At 58.5% G+C, this 21,608-nt stretch carries 21 protein-coding genes; 13 read left to right on the top strand and 8 right to left on the bottom strand.

What is annotated here, in order from left to right:
- Positions 1–88 precede the first annotated feature (88 nt).
- From dapD to ABVT35_RS22605, 5 genes are all read left to right on the top strand, one after another.
- The gene (gene dapD, locus ABVT35_RS22625; protein WP_368469550.1) at positions 89–946 is read left to right on the top strand and encodes a 2,3,4,5-tetrahydropyridine-2,6-dicarboxylate N-succinyltransferase; all 858 of its coding nucleotides are present in this window, start codon (positions 89–91) and stop codon (positions 944–946) included.
- A gap of 4 nt (positions 947–950) precedes the next feature.
- A complete protein-coding gene (locus tag ABVT35_RS22620; protein ID WP_368469547.1) occupies positions 951–1,352 on the top strand; it encodes a DUF805 domain-containing protein in 402 nt (133 codons plus the stop codon).
- 84 nt (positions 1,353–1,436) lie between these two features.
- Complete coding sequence (gene dapE, locus ABVT35_RS22615) at positions 1,437–2,615, top strand: succinyl-diaminopimelate desuccinylase (protein ID WP_368469545.1); 1,179 nt, start codon at positions 1,437–1,439, stop codon at positions 2,613–2,615.
- Positions 2,612–3,187: a hypothetical protein gene (locus ABVT35_RS22610; RefSeq protein ID WP_368469543.1), complete on the top strand. Its 576-nt coding sequence runs from the start codon at positions 2,612–2,614 to the stop codon at positions 3,185–3,187. The genes dapE and ABVT35_RS22610 overlap by 4 nt, the downstream gene beginning before the upstream one ends.
- Positions 3,188–3,283: 96 nt before the next feature.
- A complete protein-coding gene (locus ABVT35_RS22605; RefSeq protein ID WP_368469542.1) occupies positions 3,284–4,849 on the top strand; it encodes a long-chain fatty acid--CoA ligase in 1,566 nt (521 codons plus the stop codon).
- Here the strand turns inward: ABVT35_RS22605 and ABVT35_RS22600 are convergent.
- Positions 4,844–5,791, bottom strand: coding sequence for a LysR family transcriptional regulator (locus ABVT35_RS22600; protein WP_368469541.1), 948 nt, complete (start codon positions 5,789–5,791; stop codon positions 4,844–4,846). The two genes, ABVT35_RS22605 and ABVT35_RS22600, sit on opposite strands and share 6 nt — an antisense overlap.
- Positions 5,792–5,885: 94 nt before the next feature.
- Here ABVT35_RS22600 and ABVT35_RS22595 point away from each other — a divergent pair, with 94 nt between their 5' ends.
- Genes ABVT35_RS22595 through ABVT35_RS22585 form a run of 3 tightly spaced genes read left to right on the top strand, consistent with a single transcriptional unit; the run spans position 5,886 to position 9,417 of the window.
- Positions 5,886–6,728: an SDR family NAD(P)-dependent oxidoreductase gene (locus ABVT35_RS22595; protein WP_368469539.1), complete on the top strand. Its 843-nt coding sequence runs from the start codon at positions 5,886–5,888 to the stop codon at positions 6,726–6,728.
- Positions 6,725–8,236: a flavin-containing monooxygenase gene (locus ABVT35_RS22590; RefSeq protein WP_368469538.1), complete on the top strand. Its 1,512-nt coding sequence runs from the start codon at positions 6,725–6,727 to the stop codon at positions 8,234–8,236. The genes ABVT35_RS22595 and ABVT35_RS22590 overlap by 4 nt, the downstream gene beginning before the upstream one ends.
- Positions 8,233–9,417 (top strand): serine hydrolase domain-containing protein, encoded by a 1,185-nt coding sequence (locus ABVT35_RS22585; RefSeq protein WP_368469536.1) that lies wholly within the window; start codon positions 8,233–8,235, stop codon positions 9,415–9,417. Before ABVT35_RS22590 ends, ABVT35_RS22585 begins: the two co-directional genes overlap by 4 nt.
- 1 nt (position 9,418) lies before the next feature.
- On the opposite strand, the gene ABVT35_RS22580 is transcribed toward ABVT35_RS22585, so the two are convergent.
- The 5 genes from ABVT35_RS22580 to def form a co-directional block, all read right to left on the bottom strand.
- The gene (locus tag ABVT35_RS22580) at positions 9,419–10,183 is read right to left on the bottom strand and encodes a TerC family protein (RefSeq protein ID WP_368469534.1); all 765 of its coding nucleotides are present in this window, start codon (positions 10,181–10,183) and stop codon (positions 9,419–9,421) included.
- A gap of 211 nt (positions 10,184–10,394) precedes the next feature.
- Positions 10,395–10,757: an arsenate reductase (glutaredoxin) gene (arsC, locus tag ABVT35_RS22575; protein ID WP_368469533.1), complete on the bottom strand. Its 363-nt coding sequence runs from the start codon at positions 10,755–10,757 to the stop codon at positions 10,395–10,397.
- A 1-nt stretch (position 10,758) separates the two neighbouring features.
- Positions 10,759–11,517 (bottom strand): tRNA pseudouridine(38-40) synthase TruA, encoded by a 759-nt coding sequence (gene truA / locus ABVT35_RS22570; RefSeq protein ID WP_368469531.1) that lies wholly within the window; start codon positions 11,515–11,517, stop codon positions 10,759–10,761.
- On the bottom strand, positions 11,517–12,446 hold the full coding sequence (gene fmt, locus ABVT35_RS22565) for a methionyl-tRNA formyltransferase (RefSeq protein ID WP_368469529.1): 930 nt from the start codon (positions 12,444–12,446) through the stop codon (positions 11,517–11,519). Before fmt ends, truA begins: the two co-directional genes overlap by 1 nt.
- A gap of 50 nt (positions 12,447–12,496) precedes the next feature.
- Positions 12,497–13,021, bottom strand: coding sequence for a peptide deformylase (def, locus tag ABVT35_RS22560; RefSeq protein WP_368469527.1), 525 nt, complete (start codon positions 13,019–13,021; stop codon positions 12,497–12,499).
- Between the two features lie 101 nt (positions 13,022–13,122).
- Between def and ABVT35_RS22555 the strand changes: the two genes are divergently transcribed.
- The gene (locus ABVT35_RS22555; protein ID WP_368469524.1) at positions 13,123–14,367 is read left to right on the top strand and encodes a DNA recombination protein RmuC; all 1,245 of its coding nucleotides are present in this window, start codon (positions 13,123–13,125) and stop codon (positions 14,365–14,367) included.
- A 29-nt stretch (positions 14,368–14,396) separates the two neighbouring features.
- Here the strand turns inward: ABVT35_RS22555 and irrA are convergent, their stop codons facing one another.
- Complete coding sequence (gene irrA, locus ABVT35_RS22550; RefSeq protein ID WP_368469522.1) at positions 14,397–14,834, bottom strand: iron response transcriptional regulator IrrA; 438 nt, start codon at positions 14,832–14,834, stop codon at positions 14,397–14,399.
- 257 nt (positions 14,835–15,091) lie between these two features.
- Between irrA and fabA the strand changes: the two genes are divergently transcribed.
- The 4 genes from fabA (at position 15,092) to ABVT35_RS22530 (ending at position 19,326) form a co-directional block, all read left to right on the top strand.
- Positions 15,092–15,607, top strand: a complete 516-nt coding sequence (gene fabA, locus ABVT35_RS22545) for a 3-hydroxyacyl-[acyl-carrier-protein] dehydratase FabA (RefSeq protein WP_368469519.1) — start codon at positions 15,092–15,094, stop codon at positions 15,605–15,607.
- Between the two features lie 70 nt (positions 15,608–15,677).
- Positions 15,678–16,901, top strand: coding sequence for a beta-ketoacyl-ACP synthase I (fabB, locus tag ABVT35_RS22540; protein WP_368469518.1), 1,224 nt, complete (start codon positions 15,678–15,680; stop codon positions 16,899–16,901).
- Between the two features lie 310 nt (positions 16,902–17,211).
- On the top strand, positions 17,212–18,030 hold the full coding sequence (gene fabI / locus ABVT35_RS22535) for an enoyl-ACP reductase FabI (RefSeq protein WP_368469517.1): 819 nt from the start codon (positions 17,212–17,214) through the stop codon (positions 18,028–18,030).
- Positions 18,031–18,291: 261 nt separating this feature from the next.
- On the top strand, positions 18,292–19,326 hold the full coding sequence (locus ABVT35_RS22530; protein WP_368469515.1) for an alpha/beta fold hydrolase: 1,035 nt from the start codon (positions 18,292–18,294) through the stop codon (positions 19,324–19,326).
- A 73-nt stretch (positions 19,327–19,399) separates the two neighbouring features.
- Here the strand turns inward: ABVT35_RS22530 and pnp are convergent, their stop codons facing one another.
- Positions 19,400–21,526: a polyribonucleotide nucleotidyltransferase gene (gene pnp / locus ABVT35_RS22525; protein ID WP_368469514.1), complete on the bottom strand. Its 2,127-nt coding sequence runs from the start codon at positions 21,524–21,526 to the stop codon at positions 19,400–19,402.
- Positions 21,527–21,608 lie beyond the last annotated feature (82 nt).

The raw sequence follows: 21,608 nt of genomic DNA, 5'->3' as shown, positions 1-21,608 counted from the left end.
CTACAGAATATGACATTGCCGGGGGGCAACAATGGCTTCCCACTACAATAATGCGTGACCGTTAAGGAATAACTCCAAGGACCTTCCCATGAGCAGAATCGACCTCGCCGAACTTGAATCAACGATCGACACCGCATTTGACGGCCGCGACAGCATCAATACCGGCACCCGTGGCCAAGTTCGCGATGCGGTTGACGAAGCGCTCAATCTGCTCGACCGCGGGGCAGTCAGGGTGGCTGAAAAGGGCGAAGACGGCAACTGGAAGGTGAACCAATGGTTAAAAAAGGCTGTTCTGCTTTCGTTCCGCCTGAATCCGATGGATGTCATCAGGGGCGGGCCGGGAGAGGCCAGCTGGTGGGACAAGGTGCCTTCAAAATTCGACGGCTGGAGCACCCATGAGTTCGAAAAGGCTGGTTTTCGCGCCGTGCCCAACTGCACCGTGCGACGCTCGGCCTATATTGCGCCAAATGTGGTTTTGATGCCGTCTTTCGTCAATCTCGGCGCTTATGTGGATGAGGGCACGATGGTCGACACGTGGGCGACCGTCGGTTCCTGTGCGCAAATCGGCAAGAACGTCCACCTTTCAGGCGGCGTCGGCATAGGCGGCGTGCTTGAGCCATTGCAGGCCGGCCCGGTGGTTATCGAGGACAATTGCTTCATCGGCGCACGCTCCGAGGTCGTCGAAGGCTGTATCGTGCGCGAGGGTGCGGTTCTCGGCATGGGCGTTTTCATCGGCCAGTCAACCAAGATTGTCGACCGTGAAACCGGTGAAGTCTCCTACGGCGAAGTGCCGCCCTACTCCGTCGTCGTCGCCGGCTCCATGCCCGGCAGCAAGCCGATGGGCGACGGCAAGCCTGCACCGCATCTTTACTGCGCGGTCATCGTCAAGCGCGTCGACGAAAAGACCCGCTCCAAGACCGCCATCAACGAGCTGCTTCGCGACTAAAAAAATGGACAAGATCCCGCAGGCGAAGAACAATCCGACCGCGCCGTCGATGCGCTGGTTTTTCTTCAGCCTGTCGGGACGTATCGGCCGGCTGCCCTATCTGCTGGGCAGCCTGTTCTTGACGGCGATCTTCGGAATTCTTGTCAGCCAGCTCGTGGCCTATCCGGAAGAAAGCGGACAATTTGCAGCCTGGAGCCTTGTTTTTGCCGGCTTTTCGCTTGTGTCGGTGTGGATGACCATTGCCATGTCGGTCAAGCGGCTGCACGACATGAATATTCCGGGCCCGGTGGTACTGTGCCTGTTTGTGCCCGCCGTATCCATTATCGCGTTCATTGTCATGTGCGTGTGGAAAGGCACTGACGGGCCTAACGACCACGGCGACGAGTACAACCGGCCAAAGAGCTGACTGCGTTGCAACATCACACGATTTGGTAGCATCACGGTTCTTTCCACCCGTGACAAAGCGCGCCGATTTGTCTAAGCCTCGGACATGACCGATCCTATCGCAAATCTGTCCGCCCTCATCCATTGCGCCTCCGTCACTCCGAAGGATGACGGCGCGCTCGGTGTGCTTGAAAACATACTCAGGCCGCTTGGATTCGCGGTGGAGCGCATCACATTTGAGGAAGACGGCACCGAACCGGTCGACAATCTTTATGCGCGGCTCGGAACCAGGGGGCCGCATATCATGTTCGCCGGCCATACGGATGTGGTTCCGGCCGGAGATCCCGACGATTGGTCGCATCCGCCATTTGGTGCAAAGATTGCCGGTGGCGAAATGTATGGCCGCGGAGCTGTCGACATGAAGGGCGGCATTGCCTGCTTTGCCGCTGCAGTCGCGCGTCATATCGAAAACCACGGACAGCCGGATGGCTCCATTTCGCTGCTGATTACCGGAGACGAGGAGGCTGCGGCGATCAATGGCACGGTCAAGCTGGTCGAATGGGCAGCGCAAAAAGGGGAAAGCTGGGACGGATGCATTGTCGGTGAACCGACAAACCCCAACGCTCTGGGCGATATGATCAAGATCGGCCGGCGCGGATCGCTAGCCGGGTCCATCCTTGTGCACGGCGTGCAGGGGCATGTCGCCTATCCGCATCTGGCCGATAACCCCGTCGGCGCCCTGCTGCCGATGCTCGAATGCCTGATCGATCCGCCCTTTGACGCGGGAACCGACAGGTTTCCCCCGACCAATCTGGAAATCACAACGGTTGATATAGGCAATCCGGCGGTCAATGTGATTCCGGCGAAAGCCACCGCGTCTTTCAATGTACGTTTCAACGATTGCTGGTCGGCGGACACGCTGAAGGCAGAGATCATCAACCGTCTCGACGCTGCTTCCGGGAACGACCGGTTCCGGCCGGGCCGCGACAAGGCCGCCTACGAGATTAGCTGGCGGGAGCGCCCGGCTCCCGTCTTCCTGACCCGCGACGAAGCGCTGATCGACACCCTTTCTGCCGCCGTGGAGGCGCGTACGGGCCGCAAACCGGAGCTATCGACCACTGGCGGGACGTCCGATGCCCGCTTTATCAAGAACTATTGTCCGGTTGTGGAATTCGGCCTTGTCGGACAGACCATGCACATGGTGGACGAGCGCGTGGCGCTTTCAGACCTGGAAGGGCTGACCGGCATCTATGAGGAATTCCTCCAACGCTGGTTTGACCGGTGACTATACCGTCACTCAATGAGGTGGCCGCCTATCTGACGGGCGTCGTCAAGATGGTGCGCGGCGAGACGGAGGGATTGAATTATCTCGACCTGTCGTGGCGCGGCTTCTGGCGCTCGTTCTGGGCGTTCGCATTTTCACTTCCCGCCTATGGCGTCTTCTGGATGTCGGAACGTAACAGCCTCCTTGCCAGCAGTCCCGATATCGAACTCGGCGCAGGCTTTTTCCTCAGGGCAGCGGTCTCGGATGTAGCTGGGGTGATCGCCGCAATTTGTGCCGTGGCAATTGCCGCGCGTCCGCTTGGCATCTCCGACCGTTTCGTTCAGTGGGTGGTCGCCGGGAACTGGCTGTCTTTGCCGCTATCTTATGCCACCGCCGCAGTGACGCTCGTTTCACTCGGCGCTGTTGGATCGCAAGGCGCGGCAGCGCCTCTTTTGCTGATCGTCGTCCTGGTTTCGCTGGTTATCACATGGCGCGTTTATCGTGTTGCGTTGGATGGCGACGGTCTGCTGGCGCTTATTCTGCTGGTCATATCGGAATTCGTTTTTGTTCTCGTCTCGCTGGTAATCAGCTGACGCGATAACGGAAACACCGGTTCCGTTTTGCGGACAGCTCTGCTTGTGCACTGGCAACCAAACGGTTTATCGTCAGCCGGTGGCGGAGGTTGGTGCATGAGTGACGGTTACATACAGACAGACTACGAAGCTGTTGACTGGATAGCCCACCACGCAGCCGCAACTCCCGACAAAACGGCGATGATCGAGCTGCCAAGCGGCCGGCGTCTGAGCTATGCACAGGTGGACAATCGGGTTGGCAGGCTGGCCGCGCATCTCAAACACATTGGAATAAGACAAGGCGACCGGGTCGGGTTTCTGGCCCTCAATACCACAGATATACTGGAACTTGCCTTCGCCACCTGGCGCCTCGGCGGCATCGTTCTGGCGTTGAATTTCCGCCTCACCGCGTCCGAGCTTGAATTCATTGTCGAAGACTCATCGCCGCGTGTCATTATTCACGACGGAGCACTGCCGGAGGTGCTTGCCGAACTGCAGCAGCGCACCAGTGTAGACCACTGGATCGAGACTAAAGGCGACGGCAGTGACAGCGCTTATGAACGGGCGATTGCGGACGCACCAGCCAGTATTGACGAACGGACCCCGCAGCCGCTGAATGCCCAGTGCATGCTTATGTATTCGTCAGGCACGACGGGAAAGCCGAAGGGCGTGATCATCACCCACGGCATGCTTGCCTTTTCTGCAACGGCCGGAGCCGGGCCCGGTAACAACAGCCGCTCAAGCGTTTCCCTTGCCGTCATGCCGCTCTTTCATATTGCGGCCATGAATGTCAGCTGTCTTCCGGCGCTCTTTATCGGTGCAACAACGGTCGTAATGCGCAGCTTCGAACCCGGAGCCGTGCTCGCAGCCATTGGAGATCAAGCGCTTGGCGTGACCCACTTCTTCGCTGTGCCATCGGCTTTCAACGTCCTTCGCCAGCACCCGGATGCCGAAACAACGGATTTCTCCCGGCTTGTCATTGCGGTTTCGGGCGCGGAAACAGTGCCGCCGCCGCTTGTTTCCTGGTGGGCGGAGCGCGGTGTGGTGCTGCAGGAAGGCTACGGACTTACGGAAACAGCGGGCCAGGGCTGCCTGCTGGCAAGCGAGGATGTCGCCCGCAAGCCCGGCTCGGCCGGCAAACCGCTGATGCACAGCCGAATGAAAATCATGAAGGACGAACACACGGAGGCGCGTGACGGAGAGACAGGCGAAATCTGGATGCGCGGTGCTGTGGTCACGCCTGGCTATTGGGGCCGACCGGAAGCCACGGAGGACGCCTTTAGCGGCGGCTGGTTCAAAACAGGAGACATCGGCACAAGGGATGCGGAAGGATATTTTTATATCGAGGACCGGTTGAAGGACATGTACATCTCCGGTGGGGAGAACGTCTATCCCGCCGAGATCGAGGGTGTCCTATACGGTATCGACGCGATTGCAGAGGTCGCCGTCATCGGTGTCTTTGACGAGCAGTGGGGAGAGATTGGCTGCGCCGTCGTGGCACTCAAGCCGGGCTTTGAACTCGAGCTGGCCGAATTGATCGACCATTGCGAAGATCGGCTGGCAAAATACAAGCATCCGGCGCACCTGACCATAGTTGAGGCCCTGCCCCGCAATGCCACGGGCAAAGTCCTGAAATTCGAGTTGAGACAGACGATACCGCAACAACTCGGCCTGAAATCATGAGTTCCGGCCGGTGTCCGGATCCGGTTGGCCTGTTTCGAGCACGAACTGCTCGATTTCCATGATCAGCCGATTTGCCGATGGCGGCAGTGCATGGCCCTCGAGGTGCGCAATGATGCCGGGTATTGCCGAATCGATCGGGAATCCTTCGATATCGAGCCGTGTCAGCTGTCCTGTGTCGAGCCCTTCCTGAACAAGCGATTTCGGTTTCAGCGCGATGGCATCGGTCAAATACAGCAAGCGACGCAAAAGCCCGAGATCCTGCGACGTCAGGAAAATTGACCGCAGCGTTTCAATGGATCCGAATTCATCAGGATAAGCGGACAGTATCCGTTTCAGGAACCAGTCCGGAACATCGCCTCCTATGAAGGGATACCGGCTGGCATCGCTCACCGTCAATCCGGTGCGTCCGGCCAGAGGGTGTGCGCTGCGACAGACGATTACCGGCGGCTGAACCGGCAGATCGACGCGGTGGATGCCGCCGGATAGCCGGTCGGGCTGCATTCCAAGATAAAGATCGATCACCTTTTTCTGCAATCGTTCGTTTGCCTGGTGCCAGGCGCAGATTTCCACCCGGAATTTCAATTTCGGATGGGTGTTCATGAGATTTGCAAGCGGTGGCGCCAGAACACTTTCGCAGACATTCGGATCAACGCCGATCACCAAACCGCCGCTCTCGAGGTTCTGCATCAGCTGTATGTCGCGGGTGGCGCGATCCATCTCATTGACAGCGGCCTCGGCAAATTCGATTATCCGCAAACCATATGCTGTCGGCACCGTTTCATTGCTCAGCCGGCTGAACAATTCGACGCCGTATACCTTTTCCATCTTGGCAATGGTCTGGCTGACTGCAGAATGCGAAATACCCAGTTGCTCGCCTGCCTTGCGGTAGTTTCCGGTTTCGGCAAGCGCCAGGAGCTGACGCAAATGACTGAGTCGTTCCATAGATTATCCCTGAGAATCGGTAAGTTTTTCTTGCATTTTTTGCAGGTTAATCAAGAACAGGCAAGTACAACCAAAGTGGTAGAGGCGACACAAGATGGATAATTTTGGTGGCAAGACGGCGTTCATAACCGGAGGCGCGGGCGGCATCGGCCTTTCCATGGCCCGCAGCCTGGCACGGCACGGCGCCAACATCATGCTTGCTGATGTGGACGAAGACCAACTCGCAGCCGCCAGAGCCGACCTGGAGCAAATGGAGGCAAATGTAGCGACGGTGGCATGTGACGTCGCCAAGGCCGAAGACGTTGAAATGGCCGCACAGCGTACGCTCGACTGTTTTGGCAAAGTTCATATCGTCATCAACAATGCCGGTGTCAGCCTTGGCGGCCGGACCGGCGCCGTTTCTCTTGAAGACTGGCGCTGGATCGTCGACATCAATCTCATGGGCGTGGTGCATGGTGTCGAAATATTTACACCACTGATACGTTGCCAGGGCGAAGGCGGCCATTTCGTCAATACAGCGTCCATGGCCGGCCATTGGGCAGCAAAGAACCTCGGTCCCTACAACGCAACAAAATTCGCGGTCGTCGGCTATTCCGAAACAATGCGCCAGGAACTCGCCGATGACGGGATCGGTGTCAGCGTGCTCTGCCCGGGCTGGGTGCGCACCAACATTCACAAGGCTTCACTGAAACGACCATCGGCCGCAGACTATGAATCTACCAGCACCGACGCGCTTACCTATTCGCAGGCAGCCGCAGCGGTTGAATCCGGTATTGATCCGGATATTGTGGGCGACTGGGTTGTGGATTGCATCAGAGCGGAAAGGTTCTACATTTTCACCCATCCCGAAATGCTGCCCGCCATCGATGCACGGGCGGATATGATCAAGGCCGACTATGCTGCCTGCGCTGCCGATTTCAGGTTCAAATACGCATGAATGAGACCGTAATGGCCGACGACGAATTGCTGGACGTGCTGATCATCGGCGCGGGATTTGCCGGCGTCTGCGCGGCGATCAAACTGAAGCAGGCCGGGATAAACAATATCCGCATCTATGAAAAGGCCGATGGCGTTGGCGGAACCTGGTGGAACAATACCTATCCGGGCGCCGCCTGCGATATCCCGTCCCATTTCTACTGTTTTTCATTCGAGCCCAACCCGAACTGGACGCGGTTGTTTTCACCGCAACCGGAAATCCAGTCCTACATCGAACATTGCGTCGACAAATACGGGCTTCGTCCGCACCTCCATCTTGGACGGAAGGTCCATTCGATGGCATTTGATGAGGGATCGGCGACCTGGCATACGGTATTCGAAGACGGCGAAAGCGTGCGCTCACGGTTCGTCATCAACGGGTCCGGCGGGCTGCACCAGCCGAAGACGCCAGAGTTTGATGGCGCGGACCGATTCGCCGGCACCGCCATGCACACTGCAAACTGGGACAGCGCATTTGATCCGGTCGGCAAAGACATTGCGATCATCGGCAGCGCTGCCAGCGCTATTCAGGTATTGCCCGCCATTGCGCCACTTGCCCGTTCCGTGAGCCTTTACCAGCGCACACCGAACTACATCGTGCCACGCAAAGACTTTGCCTATCCGGATCGCTGGAAACGGCTTTTTGCGCGATTCCCGATTCTTACCTGGCTGCATCGTCAGCTGATCTTCTACCGGCTGGAACTGCTGCTTTACCCGATTGTCATGCGCGAGAGCTTCCGAGCCAAGCGGGCGGAAGAGGCAAAGCGCTATATCAAGGTTATGACCAGGGGCCGGAAAACGCGCGCCGCCATGGTGCCGACCTATGAGATGGGTTGCAAGCGCATCCTGATATCGGACGATTTCTTTGACGCGCTCAACCGCGACAATGTCGAACTTGTTACTGAACCGATCGACCATATGACCGAATCCGGCATTGTCGGCGTCGAAGGCAATGCAAGATCATTTGATGCCATTGTCTACGCGACCGGATTCGACCTTGAAGGCCACCTTTACAGTATCGATATTTCCGGTGCGGGCGGACTGTCGCTGCGCCAGGCATGGAAGGATGGCGCGGAAGCCTATCGCGGCGTCATGGTACCGGGCTTTCCAAACTATTTCATGGTGACCGGCCCCAATACCGGCGTCGGCACCACATCGGTCGTCTTCATGATCGAACAAACGGTGGGATGGATCATGAAGTGCATCAAAAAAGCCGGAAAGAACAAGACCGTGTCGGTAACGATGGATGCGACCGCCGCCTACAATCGGCAGCTCCAGTCGACATTTCCGGACACCGTATGGGCGTCGGGCTGCCAGAGCTGGTACCGTAAATCGGACGGCAGTATCGAAACGCTCTACCCTCACAATGCGCGCGCGTTCCGCAGGCAGATGCGCCGTGTCGACCGCAGGCACATCCACTTCACGGCCCCCGCCAAACAGGCATCCAAAACGCTTGAGGCGGCTCAATGAATGTAACGCGAGCGATTGGCGCAAACGCCCGCGTCGAGGGCTTTTGCGACCCTGCGTTTCAGCCGGTTCTCGACGCATTTCTAAACAACTTCGAAGTCCATGGCGAGGTGGGCGCGAGCGTGTGCATCCATGTGGGCGACCGGATTGCGGTCGACCTTTGGGGCGGCCATTGCGACCGCGACAGGCAGAAACCGTGGGACAGGGACACCGTTTCGGTGGTCTTTTCCTGCACCAAGGCGGCGACCGCGTTATGCGCACAATTGCTGGTCGATCGCGGGGCCCTGGATCTCGACGCAAAAGTTTCACGCTACTGGCCGGAATTTGCCCAGGCCGGCAAGGAGGACGCGACGGTCCTCATGATGCTCAATCACTCCGCCGGCGTGCCTGCCCTGCGCGAGCCGCTGAAGCAGGGTGCCTTTTACGACTGGGATTACATGACCGGGCGCCTTGCCGAGGAAGAGCCCTTCTGGCGTCCGGGTACCAAATCCGGTTATCACATGACCTCATTCGGCTGGACCGTCGGAGAGCTTGTGCGGCGTGTTTCGGGCAAATCGCTCGGTGCCTTTTTCAGGGACGAGTTTGCCGTCCCGCTGGGCCTTGATTTTCAGATCGGGTTGCCGGCGACGACGACCAAGCAAATCGCGCCGATCATCCTTTACAAACCCGGTCCCGACACGCAGCTGACAGAGTTCATCATGGCGCTGGTCGGTGCGCCGACATCGATCTCGCATCTGTCCTATATGAACAATGGCGGCCACGATCCCAACAGCGGCCTGGCCCACGCGGCCGAGATCGGCGGCGCAGGCGGAATAGCAAACGCCAGGGCGCTGGCGGATATGTACAGGCCGCTTGCAGGCAGCGGATCCGTGCTGTCGCAGGAGCGCATAGACGACATGTCACGCGTTTCCACCGAGACCGATCGTGACGAAACCCTGCTCATCCCGACGCGCTTCGGCCAGGGTTTCATGCTGTCGATGGACAATAGCAGCCTGCCGCCCGGAAGCTCCGTTATCATTGGCCGGCATGCGTTCGGCCATGTCGGCATGGGCGGCAGCATCGGCTTTGCCGACCGCGACCGGGGCCTCGCCTTCGGCTACACCATGAACAAGCTCGGCGGCGGCATCCTGCTCAATGAGCGCGGGCAGGCGCTGGTCGATGCGGCCTATGGCTGCATGGGCTGATTTATCTGCCTGACGTCACCCGCCTGGCGGAGCGGACACGCTTCAGCCTTGCACGCCGGGCCATCATGTTGAGTGTCTCGACCAGCGCCGAAAAGCCCATCGCGGCGTAGATGTAGCCGCGCGGAATGTGGACGCCGAAGCCGTCTGCGATAAGCGCTGTGCCGATCAGAAGCAGAAAGCCCAGAGCCAGCATGACAATGGTCGGATTGCGCTGGACGAAAATCGCCAGCGGATCGGCAGCGATCAGCATTGCGCCCACCGCGAAAACCACGGCGATCATCATGATCGGAATATGCGGCGTCATGCCGACGGCGGTGATGATGCTGTCGATCGAAAAGACCAGGTCCAGAGCCAGGATTTGCATGATCGCGGCGGCAAATCCGATGACGGCTGCTCTTGTGCCAGCAGTCCGCGCCGGACTCGGATCGACCAGGTGATGGATTTCCATCGTCGCTTTCCAGACCAGGAAGAGGCCGCCGGAAATCAAAATGATATCGCGCCATGAGAGTTCGGCATCGGCAAATTCGAGAACCGGTGCCGTCAGCCGCATGATCGCTGCGATCATCGTCAAAAGCGCCAGCCTGAGAACAAGGGCGAGACCAATACCGATCCTGCGGGCCCGCGACCTTTGAGCCTCGGGAAGCTTGTTGGTCAGGATGGCAATGAAAACGAGGTTGTCGATGCCAAGCACGACTTCCATGACGATCAGGGTCGCGAGCGCTGCCCAGGACACCGGATCGGAAAATATAGCGAATAATTCTTCCATTTTTGTGTTTCTGCCATGCGCGTGCATGGCGATCGTCCATCGCGGATATTCTCACCGACGGTGACGCCTCGGGAAACCTCCCTTCATGGCAGCCGCGCGGAACAAATGCGGGAGCGCATGTGGGAGGTGGATGGCTGGATTGCAACGGAAGACGGCGGGGATCCGTGTTCACATCGTTGTGACCGGTGATGCTTCCCCTGCCGCTGAACGCCTATTTCGAAGCGCTTTCAAGCAGGTCGTAGACCTTTTCCTTGGGTCGGCAGAGCGCGGCGCCTAGATCGGTGACAACAACGGGGCGGTTCATCAGGATCGGATGGGCGACGATAAAGTCGATCAGTTCGTCATCGGTCCATTTTTCATCGCCAAGGCCGAGTTCGTCATAGGGAGAACCCTTCTGGCGCAGCAATTCGCGGACCGGAATATCCATCGCGGCGATCAGATCGACGAGCTTTTCGCGGCTAGGCGGGGATTGCAGATATTCGATAATTTCAGGCTCGATCCCCGCCTCGCGGATAATTGCCAGCGTGTTGCGCGACGTGCCGCAATTGGGATTGTGATAGATGGTCACCGACATATCAGCTTTCCTCCGAACCATATTCGACTTTCATGAAATAGAGCCCTTCCGGCCCGGCGACAGGCCCGCAGGCGGACCGGTCCTTCGCCTCCAGCGCTGCCTCAACGTCGTCGGCGGTCCACTCACCCTCGCCCACCATGCGCAGCGTTCCGGCAAACGAGCGGATCTGATTGTGCAGAAAGGACTGCGCAGTGGCGAAGATTTCGATGAGATCGCCGGTGCGCCTCACATCCAGCCGGTCAAGCGTGCGCACGGGGTTTTTCGCCTGGCAATGGGACGAGCGGAAGGTGGTAAAATCATGCCGGCCGATCAGGCGCTGCGCAGCCTCATGCATGGCGTCCGCGTCAAGCTTTTTCGATACCCATAGCGCCCGGTTCCGCTCGATCGCCAGCGGCACCCGGCGGTTGATGATGCGGTAGAGATAGTGGCGTCTGGTGGCTGAAAACCTGGCGTCGAACTCGTCATCGACGGCTTCGGCCTGCAGGATTACAACCCGCTCGCCGGCCTGCCCCAGATAGGAATTGATGGCGTTGCGGACGGTTTCGGCGGACCAGGCCTTTTCGAAATCAACATGCGCGACCTGGCCGAAGGCATGAACGCCGGCATCCGTGCGCCCGGCACCGCGCACCGACAACGCATGGCCGCAGAAATTTTTACCCGCAGCCTCGATTGCACCCTGCACCGACCTGCCGTTGTTCTGGCGCTGCCAGCCGACATAGGGCGTTCCGTCATATTCGATTGTCAGCTTGTAGCGCTGCATCAGCCCATAACCGTTCCAGCTTCCAGAGGATTGCCGCGCAGGAATTCATCCGCATTCATTGCCTTGCCGCCGGCCTTTTGCAGCCGCAGCAGGCGCACCGCGCCGGAACCACAGGCAATCGTCAGCCTGTCATCGAGCACGGAGCCGGCCGGCCCTTCTGCTTTGGCAATGCCCGACCGCAGTATCTTGACCCGTTCCCTCTTGCCGCCCAGCAGCATTTCGCACCAGGCGCCCGGAAACGGCGACAGGCCGCGGATATGGTTGTGAACGGCAGCGGCGTCTTTGGAAAAATCGATGCGCGTCTCGCCCTTGCTGATCTTTGCGGCGTAGGCGACACCTTCCTCGGGCTGCGGCGTCAGGGTCAGGGAGTCGCGCTCCAGCGCCGCCATTGCCCGTTGCATCAGATCGCCGCCGATCAGCATCAGCTTGTCGTGCAACTCGCCCGCCGTCATCTCCGGGCTTATTGCAACACGCTCTTCCATGGCGATGGGGCCGGTATCGAGGCCGGCATCCATTTTCATCACCATGATGCCGGTCTCGGTGTCGCCGGCCATGATGGCGCGCTGGATAGGCGCGGCGCCGCGCCAGCGCGGCAGAAGCGATGCGTGGCCGTTGTAGCAGCCAAGGCGCGTTCCGGTGAGGATGGCCTCAGGCAAGAGCTGGCCATAGGCAACGACGACGGCCACATCGGCGCCGAGGGCTCTGAACTTTTCCTGTTCGCCCGCATCCCTGAGGCTTTCAGGGGTATGAACCGGAAAGCCCAGAATCTCGGACTGCCGATGCACCGGCGACTTAACGACCTCAAGTCCACGCCGTCCGGCCGGGCGCGGCGGCTGCGTGTAGACCGCGACTATCTCGTGGCCGTAACCGGCAAGGGATGCGAGTGTCGGCACAGCAAATTCCGGCGTTCCCATGAAGATGATACGCAAGACGTCTCTCCTGCCCTTTGCCGTCAATCAGCGTCTGTTCCGGTTTGAAATCAAAGCCGCGTTCCACCCCGGCTTTTGGCCAGCTTGGTGAACTTCTTAATCACCATGTTCCGCTTCAGCTTGGAAATGTGGTCGATGAACAGGACGCCGTTCAGATGATCGATTTCATGCTGCAGGCAGGTTGCAAGCAGGCCGTCGGCCTCGATCTGCTGTTCCTTGCCCTCGCGGTCGAGATAATCGACCGTCACCTGCGCAGGCCGTTCCACCTCGGCGTAGTAGTCGGGGATCGAAAGACAGCCTTCCTCATAGGTGGAGCGTTCCTCCGAACTTGCGACGATTTTCGGATTGATGAAGACCAGCGGCGCGTTCTCCTCCTCTTCCTTCGAGCAGTCGATCACCAGAAGACGGCGCGGAATGCCCACCTGTATGGCTGCAAGCCCGATGCCGGGCGCATCATACATCGTTTCCAGCATATCATCGGCGAGCTTTTTCAGATCCTCGTCGACACGCTCGATCGGATCGGATTCGGCGCGCAGGATCGGGTCGGGAAGAAGAACAAGCGGTTTTATTGTCATGGCATGCATCTACGCATTCGAAAGCGCAACGTCAATTCGGGAGATGGCCCGTGTTCCTGTTTTGATCTGGCATATATCAGAGAATCATATAAGCTTGCGCCATGGATGCGGTACAACTTTCTTTCGACACCCCGGTCGCGCAGATCGGCCAGACACTCATTACATTGGGCAACCTTGTCACCGCAGCGGCTGTGGTGCTGCTGCTGGTGGTGTTTGCAGGTGTCTGGGCGGGCCGGCGCTCCAGCCGGATAAAGGCCGCGGCACTTGAAGAGGCGGAACAGGCGGCAGCCAAACGCGCCAGCGAAATGGAAGCACGTTTTGCCGAAATCATGGGTGCGCAGTCCGAGATGCAGGGGCGCATGGCGACGATTGCGGAAGTGTTCGGCTCGCGGCAGAGCGAAATCAACAAATCCATCAATGAGCGGCTCGACGGCATGGGCCAGCGGCTCGGCAACACCATCAACGAACAGACCAAGGCAACCCATGAAAATCTGACAAAGCTGCAGGAAAGGCTTGCCGTCATCGACACCGCCCAGAACAATATCCAGGCGTTGGCCAAGGATGTTGTCGGCCTGCAGGCGATCCTGTCCAACAAGCAGACACGCGGTGCGTTCGGCCAGGCACGCATGGAAACCATCATTGCCGATGGCCTGCCCTCGAACGGCTTTGCCTTCCAGCCGACGCTCTCAAACGGCAGCCGGCCCGACTGCCTTGTCTATATGCCCAACCAGGCGCCGGCGCTCGTGGTCGACGCCAAGTTTCCGCTGGAAGCCTGGAACAGCATTCGCGATGCCGACGGCGTCGAAATGCAAAAGCGGGCGACCCAGCAGTTCCGGCGCGATATCGAAGTGCATATCAAGGATATTTCCGACAAGTATCTGCTGAAGGGCGAGACCCAGGACACAGCCTTCATGTTCGTGCCGTCGGAGTCGATTTTTGCGGAGATACACGAGAATTTCGAAGGGCTGGTGCAAAAGGCTCACCGGGCGCGCATTGTTATCGTATCGCCGTCGCTGCTGATGCTGTCTCTGCAGGTCGTCCAGGCCGTGCTCAAGGACGCACGCATGCGCGAACAGGCACATCTCATCCAGGGCGAAGTGGTGCGGCTGATGGACGATGTCATGCGCCTTGATGACCGGGTGCGTAAATTGCAGACCCATTTCGGACAGGCGCAGCGCGACATCGACCAGATTCTGACCTCAGCGGACAAGGTGACGAAACGCGGCGCTAAAATTGAAGCGCTGGAGATCGAACCGGATGGTGATGCGGGTACGGAACCGGAAAAACCCAGTGTGGTTTCCGCACCGGACGGCGCTGGGCGGCTCAAGCTTCACGTCAACGAGTAAAGCAGGACCGAACTTTACGTTTCAGGCAATCAGGAAGATTTGCGGCGCAGGCGCACAACCACATCTATGTGGGCGATTTCCATGCCTTCGGGAATTTCCGGCAGACCGCCGACAGAAAGCTCGCCGGTCGGAATATCCATCACCTCGTTTTCCCCTTCGACGAAGAAATGCTGGTGATCGGACGTGTTGGTGTCGAAATAGGTCTTTGATGATTCAACCGCGAGCACACGCAGCATGCCGGCATCGGTAAACTGGTGCAGTGTGTTGTAGACGGTTGCAAGCGAAACAGGAACGCCGGCCCCGACGGCTTCCTCATGCAGTTCCTCGGCCGTCAGGTGACGGTCGCCCTTGGCAAACAACAGACCGGCCAGCGCAATCCTCTGGCGCGTCGGGCGCAAACCGACCGACCGCAGGCGATCGCCGGCTAAACGTGTTGGACAAGGTAGGTGTTCCGACTTGCTGTACATGGCTTCATCTTGACTGGCACCCGGGAATGGGCAATTGGACGTTATATAACTTTAGACGTGACATCTTTCAATAGTGGAGTTTAAAGGTCCAATTTATTTTACACGCCTCCGCGCGGCCCAAATTGGATCAATTGGTGTTGTAAGTTCGCATCGGACCCCATATTTGGTTTCCGGTGCTTTTCGCCAGCAAACAAGCTGTGTTAGGGTCACGTTGCATCAGCGCCGCATGCGCGCGAATTCGGGAGTTTGGAATTTACATGAATGATAGGCAGTCAAGCTTCGGTTATGAAGACATTTTGACCTGCGGACACGGCAAAATGTTCGGCCCGGGCAACGCACAACTCCCGCTCCCGCCCATGTTGATGTTTCACCGCATCACTGAGATATCGGAAACCGGCGGCGAATACGGCAAGGGCTATATTCGTGCTGAATTCGACGTGACCCCGGATTTGTGGTTCTTCGGCTGCCATTTCGAAGGTGACCCGGTCATGCCGGGCTGTCTCGGTCTCGATGCACTTTGGCAGATGACCGGGTTTTATCTCGGCTGGCTTGGAGAGCCAGGAAAGGGACGCGCGATTTCCGTCGGTGAAGTCAGGCTGGCCGCCATGGTGACGCCTAAGACCAAACTTGTTGAGTTTGGCGTCGATTTCAAGCGGGTCAGGCGCGGCAGGCTTGTGCTGGGCATTGGCGATGGCTGGGCAAAGGCAGACGGCGAACCGTCCTATAAAGCAAACGACCTGCGAGTCGGCCTGTTCCAGGAAAACGCTGAATAACAATTGACGGTATGAGCGCGCGGCGCCAACTCCATTTTGAAAACCGCAGTTTCTGTGGAAAGGAAACCGTATGAAACGTGTTGTAGTCACCGGAATGGGGATCATTTCCTCCATTGGCAATGACGCGCAGGAAGTCACCGAATCGCTGCGCCATGCCAAATCCGGCATTTCATTTTCAGAGGACTTCGCAGAACACGGGTTCCGCTGTCAGGTCTGGGGCGCTCCGACGCTCGACCCGACCGACCTCGTCGACCGCCGGGCCATGCGGTTTTTGAGCAAAGGCGGTGCATGGAACCATGTTGCCATGCAGCAAGCCATTTCTGATTCCGGCCTTGAGGAATCCGATATTTCAAACATTCGTACCGGCATAGTCATGGGATCGGGCGGCCCTTCCACGCGGACTATCGTGGAAGCAGCCGACACGACCCGCGAAAAGGGCAGCCCGAAAAGGATCGGACCGTTCGCTGTTCCCAAAGCCATGTCATCGACCGCTTCGGCGACGCTCGCCACCTGGTTCAAGATTCACGGTGTCAATTACTCCATCTCATCGGCCTGTTCGACCTCCGCCCATTGCATCGGCAATGGCTATGAGCTCATTCAGATGGGCAAGCAGGATATCGTCTTTGCAGGCGGCCATGAGGACCTCGACTGGACCATGTCGAACCTGTTTGACGCCATGGGCGCCATGTCCTCCAAATATAACGGCAATGGGCCTGAGACGGCTTCGCGCGCCTACGACGCAGACCGGGACGGCTTCGTGATAGCCGGTGGTGCAGGGGTGCTGGTTCTGGAAGAGCTGGAACATGCCAAAGCGCGCGGCGCCAAGATCTATGGCGAGATCGTCGGCTACGGGGCGACGTCCGACGGCTATGACATGGTCGCTCCTTCCGGTGAAGGCGCGGTGCGCTGCATGAAGTTGGCGCTTTCCACCGTCGAGGGTCCGGTGGATTACATCAATACGCACGGAACCTCGACGCCAATCGGCGACAGCCGCGAAATTGGCGCAATCCGCGAGGTTTTCGGGGAGGAAATGCCGCATATCGCTTCGACGAAATCGCTGACGGGGCATTCCCTGGGGGCCACGGGCGTTCAGGAATCCATTTATTCGCTGCTGATGATGAAAGAGGGCTTCATCGGCGAAAGCGCGCATATCAAAAACCTGGATCCGGAATTCGATGGCGTGCCGATCGTCCGCGAGCGGATTGACAACGCCAAAATCGATACGGTCCTGTCCAATTCCTTTGGATTTGGGGGAACCAACGCAACACTGGTATTCAGGCGCCACGAGGGGTAGTTAGACCGTTTTATGGTTAGCTTGAAGCATTTGATGGCGGACAAACGGTTCACTCGGCTAGGCGCGTTGCGCAGCGCGATGTGGTGCATCGGGCAAGGGGCGCAACGACGCCGATGGGCCGATTGTCCGTCACCCTTGAAAGGACGAAGTTGGTGATATTCAGAGATGAATGGGCCGGGTGTTTTTGCCCGCTGACTGCGTTTGCTCGCACTTGTGGTGGGGATGCACCACGGCGTGCAACCCGCCTTGTCAGCGACCAAAAACACTCCGGTCAAATGATTCAATCTAACCAAGAAACGGTCTGGTCTCGATGGGTGAACTGATGAAGGGCAAGCGCGGCCTCATTATGGGGGTCGCCAATGATCATTCGATTGCCTGGGGCATTGCCCGGGCGCTTCATGCGGAAGGCGCCAAACTGGCCTTTACCTATCAGGGCGAGGGTTTCGGCAAACGCGTCAGGCCGCTGGCCGAGCAGCTCGGCTCGGACATTGTCATACCCTGCGATGTCGAGGACATAGAAACGGTCGACAATGCATTCTCAGTCCTCAAGGACAAATGGGGCAGCATCGATTTTATTGTCCATGCGATCGGCTTTTCCGACCGCAATGAGCTGAAGGGACTTTACGCGGATACCACACGCGAAAACTTTTCGCGCACCATGGTCATTTCCTGCTTTTCGTTCACCGAGATCGCCAAGCGCGCAGCAGCGCTGATGACGCAAGGCGGTTCGATGATAACCCTGACCTATGCGGGATCGACCCGGGTCATGCCGAACTACAATGTCATGGGTGTGGCAAAGGCTGCCCTCGAGGCAAGCGTGCGCTATCTGGCCGCCGATTACGGCCCGAGCGATATCCGCGTCAACGCAATCTCGGCCGGACCTGTGCGCACCCTGGCGGGCGCGGGCGTAAAGGACGCGCGCGAAATGTACAATTACCAGCAGAGAAACTCGCCGATGCGGCGCAACGTGACGATCGACGATGTCGGCGGTTCAGCACTTTATCTGCTGTCGGACCTTTCAAAGGGTGTTACCGGGGAAGTCCACTTCGTCGATTCGGGCTATCACGTCACATCGATGCCGGTCCTCGACGAACTCAAGACCCAGTGGTCGAACGGCAACGGCAAATAGCCACCGGTCCGGCAATCACCCAAATCCGCATTTCAGACAGTACCGACCGGTGAACCTATTATTCATCGGTCGGCCTGACGGCTTGTCCCGGCACAGGATGAGGTCCGGCGGCGCTGCTTGTGCGTCAAAAATCCGTGCGTTAAGCTCATCGATGGCAGGTGGAAGGCAGGCCGTATTTGCCGGCCCTGCACCGCTGCATGATGCCTCAGCGCAAGACAATTCGCATAATTGCCATCAATTTCAACATCGAGGACGACCTAGATGATCAAGTCAGCATTTGCGGTAATTCTGTCTGTGTTTTCCACCGCCGCCCTGGCGGTCGATTTGCCGGAATCCTTTGATTACATCGGCCCTACGGTATCGGCTCTGGAAGAGGCCGATGGAAAGACACTCTACTATATCGACGAAGGCGAAAAGGACTGGACGCCTGTCGTCTTTTTTGGCGGCTCCGGCACCTCGGTCGCGGTTTTTGGAATAACCGAGTTCCTGCGCACCCTGCGCAAGGACCTCAAGCTGCGGATAATCTCGGTCGAGCGCGACGGGTTCGGCCAGACGGCGCTGACCGAGGGACATACCTATCAGGACTACGCGAATGAGGTCGTACGCGTTCTGGACCATCTTGGCGTTGAAAAAGCGGCCCTGGTGGGAATTTCCGGCGGCGGTCCGTATCTGGCGGCAACGGCGGAAAAGATGGGAGACCGGGTGACATCGGTGCATATGCTTGCCACGTACAGCCAGTACGACCCTGAAATCCCGGATACGAGCGGCCTTTGTAAATTGTCGGAAGCCGAAATTGTCGGGGCGGCTGCCTACTACGCAGGCGATCCCGTCGCCTGGTGGACATTGGGCGAGAACAGCCCGACTGCCAAAATACCGGGCTTTACCGATGCAAGCCGCAACGACGGCGCCCGGACCTTCTCCATGCGAGGCCAAAAAATGGATGGCGCGGCGCTGCTGGCCGAATTCAACCGGTTCTGCACAGCCAGGGTCGCCGATCTGACGGGCGTGAACGCACCGGCCTTTATCTATTACGGCGAAGCGGACGCCACTGTGAAGCCCGTGCATGCCGAGTTCTGGCAGGGTGCCTTTCCGAATATCGCCAAGGTGCGGGCCTATGCGGGCGAAGGACACGACATTCAGTATCGGCACTGGGACCAGGTGCTGCTTGATATGGCAGGAATGGACGATCAGATCGCCATGTGCGTCGACGGCTCCTCGGTGCTGGTCAGCGAAGCCGATGCGGGATCGGCGAAGGACAGCGGCGGCTCAATCGGCATTTGCGCGTGGAAGGACTGAATACCGCATATACAAATAAGAAAACCCGCTGCCGTTAAGCAGCGGGTTTTTTTGTTGTCATCGCAACCGGAGATTATTCAGCCGGTTCGCGCGGAATTTCCTGGCCTGATTCCTGATCGACGACCTTCATGGAAAGGCGAACCTTGCCGCGATCGTCGAAGCCGAGAAGTTTGACGAAGACCTTGTCGCCTTCCTTGACGACGTCCGAGGTCTTGCCGACGCGCTCCTGTGCAAGCTGGGAAATATGCACCAGGCCGTCACGCGGGCCGAAGAAGTTCACGAATGCGCCGAAATCGGCAACCTTCACGACCGTACCTTCGTAGATGACGCCGACTTCCGGTTCTGCAACGATCGAGTGGACCCACTTTTTGGCCGCTTCGATTTCCTTGGCGGAAGACGAAGCGAATTTGATGGTGCCGTCGTCATCGATGTTGATCTTGGCGCCGGTCTTTTCGACAATCTCGCGGATGACCTTGCCGCCGGAGCCGATGACGTCACGGATCTTGTCGACCGGGATGTTCATGACTTCGATGCGCGGTGCGAACTCGCCGAGCTCTTCGCGGCTTTCATTGATGGCTTTACCCATCTCGCCGAGAATGTGCAGGCGGCCGCCCTTGGCCTGATCGAGAGCGATCTGCATGATCTCCTCGGTGATGCCGGTGATTTTGATGTCCATCTGCAGCGAGGTGATGCCGTCCTTGGTGCCAGCGACCTTGAAGTCCATGTCGCCGAGGTGGTCTTCATCGCCGAGGATGTCGGAAAGAACCGCGAAGCGCTCATCTTCCTTGATAAGGCCCATGGCAATACCGGCGACCGGCTTTGCCAGCGGAACGCCGGCATCCATCAGTGCAAGCGAGGTGCCGCAGACGGTTGCCATTGAGGACGAGCCGTTGGATTCGGTGATTTCAGAAACCACACGCAACGTGTAGGGAAACTGCTCGCCTGTCGGCAGCATCGGATGGATGGCCCGCCATGCCAGCTTTCCGTGACCGATTTCGCGGCGGCCGGGCGATCCGATACGGCCGGTTTCACCAACCGAGAACGGCGGGAAGTTGTAATGCAGCATGAAGTTTTCTTTGTACATGCCGGTCAGGCTGTCGACATACTGCTCGTCTTCGCCGGTTCCAAGCGTCGCAACAACGATGGCCTGGGTCTCGCCGCGGGTAAACACGGACGAGCCGTGGGTACGCGGAAGAACACCGACTTCGGCTGAAATGGCGCGAACGGTGTCCAGTTCGCGGCCATCGATACGGCTCTTGGTGTCGAGAATGTTCCAGCGAACGATCTTTGCCTGAAGCGATTTGAAAACGGCGCCGATCTGTTCGGGGGCGTATTCGGGCTCTTCCTCACCTTCGGGAAGGAAGTGCGCAACGACCTTTTCCTTGACCGCGTCAACCGCGTCATAACGCTCGGCCTTGTCGATGATCTTGTAGGCATCACGCAACTCATCTTCGGCAAGCTTGAGCATCGCGTCTTCGAGCGCCGACAGATCTTCCGGCTCGAATTCACGCGGCTCCTTGGCAGCAACTTCGGCGAGCTTGATGATCGCGTCGATGACCGGCTGGAAGCTCTTGTGACCGAACATGACGGCGCCAAGCATGACATCTTCGGCCAGCTCGCTGGCTTCCGATTCAACCATCAAAACGGCGTCCTGCGTTCCGGCAACAACCAGATCGAGGGAAGATTCAGGCATTTCGTCGACATGCGGATTGAGAATGTACTCGCCACTGATATAGCCGACGCGCGCGCCGCCGATCGGGCCCATGAACGGGACACCGGACAGGGTGAGCGCCGCTGATGTGGCGATCATGGACAGCACATCCGGATTGTTTTCCAGATCGTGCTGCATCACCGTGATGATGACCTGCGTGTCGTTCTTGTAGCCGTTCGGAAACAGCGGACGGATCGGGCGGTCGATGAGCCGGCACACCAGCGTTTCGTTTTCGCTCGGACGGCCTTCACGCTTGAAATAGCCACCCGGGATCTTGCCGGCGGCGTAGGTCTTTTCCTGGTAATTCACGGTCAGCGGGAAAAAGTCCCGGCCGGGTGTCGGCTGCTTGGCGGAGACGACCGTCGCAAGAACGACGCTTTCGCCATAGGTGGCGAGTACCGCACCATCAGCCTGCCGGGCGATCTTGCCCGTTTCGAGAATGAGCGGACGTCCGCCCCATTCGATTTCTACCTTGTGGGTATTGAACATATCTTGTCCTTCGTATGGAAACAGCATGAACCCTTTTCACACTGCCCCGTTTGATAACGTACACGGCCCAACCGTTGGGCCT

Source organism: Hoeflea sp. TYP-13, assembly GCF_040932035.1.
Classification (GTDB): domain Bacteria; phylum Pseudomonadota; class Alphaproteobacteria; order Rhizobiales; family Rhizobiaceae; genus Hoeflea_A.
The sequence above is the reverse complement of the archived record's forward strand: the minus strand, read 5'-3'. Positions and strand labels throughout refer to the sequence as shown.

What these genes read in the sequence shown, in the direction of transcription:
- ABVT35_RS22600 (WP_368469541.1), bottom strand. Translation starts at nt 5,791, where the DNA reads ATGGAACGACTCAGTCATTTGCGTCAGCTCCTGGCGCTTGCCGAAACC.
- ABVT35_RS22620 (WP_368469547.1), top strand. Translation starts at nt 951, where the DNA reads ATGGACAAGATCCCGCAGGCGAAGAACAATCCGACCGCGCCGTCGATG.
- def (WP_368469527.1), bottom strand. Translation starts at nt 13,021, where the DNA reads ATGACAATAAAACCGCTTGTTCTTCTTCCCGACCCGATCCTGCGCGCC.
- pnp (WP_368469514.1), bottom strand. Translation starts at nt 21,526, where the DNA reads ATGTTCAATACCCACAAGGTAGAAATCGAATGGGGCGGACGTCCGCTC.
- ABVT35_RS22585 (WP_368469536.1), top strand. Translation starts at nt 8,233, where the DNA reads ATGAATGTAACGCGAGCGATTGGCGCAAACGCCCGCGTCGAGGGCTTT.
- ABVT35_RS22555 (WP_368469524.1), top strand. Translation starts at nt 13,123, where the DNA reads ATGGATGCGGTACAACTTTCTTTCGACACCCCGGTCGCGCAGATCGGC.
- fabI (WP_368469517.1), top strand. Translation starts at nt 17,212, where the DNA reads ATGGGTGAACTGATGAAGGGCAAGCGCGGCCTCATTATGGGGGTCGCC.
- dapD (WP_368469550.1), top strand. Translation starts at nt 89, where the DNA reads ATGAGCAGAATCGACCTCGCCGAACTTGAATCAACGATCGACACCGCA.
- ABVT35_RS22595 (WP_368469539.1), top strand. Translation starts at nt 5,886, where the DNA reads ATGGATAATTTTGGTGGCAAGACGGCGTTCATAACCGGAGGCGCGGGC.
- ABVT35_RS22605 (WP_368469542.1), top strand. Translation starts at nt 3,284, where the DNA reads ATGAGTGACGGTTACATACAGACAGACTACGAAGCTGTTGACTGGATA.
- fabB (WP_368469518.1), top strand. Translation starts at nt 15,678, where the DNA reads ATGAAACGTGTTGTAGTCACCGGAATGGGGATCATTTCCTCCATTGGC.
- arsC (WP_368469533.1), bottom strand. Translation starts at nt 10,757, where the DNA reads ATGTCGGTGACCATCTATCACAATCCCAATTGCGGCACGTCGCGCAAC.
- irrA (WP_368469522.1), bottom strand. Translation starts at nt 14,834, where the DNA reads ATGTACAGCAAGTCGGAACACCTACCTTGTCCAACACGTTTAGCCGGC.
- ABVT35_RS22580 (WP_368469534.1), bottom strand. Translation starts at nt 10,183, where the DNA reads ATGGAAGAATTATTCGCTATATTTTCCGATCCGGTGTCCTGGGCAGCG.
- ABVT35_RS22530 (WP_368469515.1), top strand. Translation starts at nt 18,292, where the DNA reads ATGATCAAGTCAGCATTTGCGGTAATTCTGTCTGTGTTTTCCACCGCC.
- truA (WP_368469531.1), bottom strand. Translation starts at nt 11,517, where the DNA reads ATGCAGCGCTACAAGCTGACAATCGAATATGACGGAACGCCCTATGTC.
- fabA (WP_368469519.1), top strand. Translation starts at nt 15,092, where the DNA reads ATGAATGATAGGCAGTCAAGCTTCGGTTATGAAGACATTTTGACCTGC.
- dapE (WP_368469545.1), top strand. Translation starts at nt 1,437, where the DNA reads ATGACCGATCCTATCGCAAATCTGTCCGCCCTCATCCATTGCGCCTCC.
- ABVT35_RS22590 (WP_368469538.1), top strand. Translation starts at nt 6,725, where the DNA reads ATGAATGAGACCGTAATGGCCGACGACGAATTGCTGGACGTGCTGATC.